This window comes from Cytobacillus oceanisediminis (genome assembly GCF_004366035.1).
Taxonomy (GTDB): Bacteria; Bacillota; Bacilli; order Bacillales; family Cytobacillaceae; genus Cytobacillus; species Cytobacillus oceanisediminis_C.
The window spans coordinates 1-1,050 of sequence record NZ_SOEE01000060.1; the positions used below are offsets into that span (position 1 = coordinate 1).

The 1,050-nt window shown below is 40.6% G+C and carries 2 protein-coding genes; both read left to right on the plus strand.

Annotation, left to right across the window (positions count from 1 at the left end; all coding sequences use genetic code 11):
- A partial coding sequence (locus tag DFO72_RS29175; protein ID WP_279587095.1) for a PrpF domain-containing protein occupies window positions 1-513 on the plus strand: 513 nt, incomplete at its 5' end.
- Between the two features lie 335 nt (window positions 514-848).
- A partial coding sequence (locus DFO72_RS29795) for a hypothetical protein (protein ID WP_208326904.1) occupies window positions 849-1,050 on the plus strand: 202 nt, incomplete at its 3' end.

A 1,050-nucleotide genomic window follows, 5' to 3' on the forward strand; every position in this document is an offset into this window, starting at 1 on the left:
GCTTCTTCCATGGGATTAACCGGAGCCGAGCTCCAAGGAGATATAAACGGTGATGGGGAATTGCTTGCTCGTTTTGAAGCGATACGTGCACATGGTGCTGTGGCTATGGGCCTTGCAGAAAGCGTTGAGTACGCTATGAATAAGCGTCAGCACACTCCGAAAATCGCATTTTTGGGGGAAGCAGCAAGCTACACCTCGTCTGACGGAAGAGAGATACGAGGGGAAGACATTCATATTTTAGCTCGTATTCTTTCCATGGGTAAGTTGCATCATGCTATGACTGGAACAGGTGCAGTAGCGATTGCTGCTGCAGCAGCGATACCAGGAACGATAGTAAGTAAGATATTGGGGGATACGAAGTCTGAGATTCGATTCGGGCACCCTTCAGGCACTTTAAAAGTTGGTGCTGAGGCTATACAGGAGGAAACTAGTTGGGTTGTTAAAAAGGTGGTCATGAGCCGAAGCGCCCGAAGACTTATGGAGGGATTTGTTCTGATCCCTGCTAACAGTTAATCAGTAATAATGAAGATAATGTAAGAAACGGGGTTAATTGTATTAGGATTAACCCTTTTTTATTATTATAGAGATTTTGTGATTCCAATTTTCTATATCCAGAAATAACAAATATAAGTCAAATCTCGTAGAAAATCTTTATACAGCGGAGAAATATGGTCGGAATCCACGGTTAAGTTAACAGATGAGGGGACAATGGAAAATCCTTATCTGGAGCCTTGCTCTTTTTCAATATATACAGTTTTTAGCTGACCACGGTATACCGAAAAAAGCTATTAGTGTAATGACAATTAAGAATCCTGCAGTATTGATAGGGGATTAGAAAGCTGAGGTATATGATGAATCTAACCAAAAATCTATTAAATACATCTACACTTAAAATAAATGGGGAAGAAGTCCATTATTACCCTCTAAATACACTGGAAAAAATGGGAATTACGGGTGTCTCAAGATTGCCGTACTCCATGAAGATATTGTTAGAAGGGGTTATGCGGAATTTAGATGATCATATTATCACCGAGGATCATGTAAAGCTAA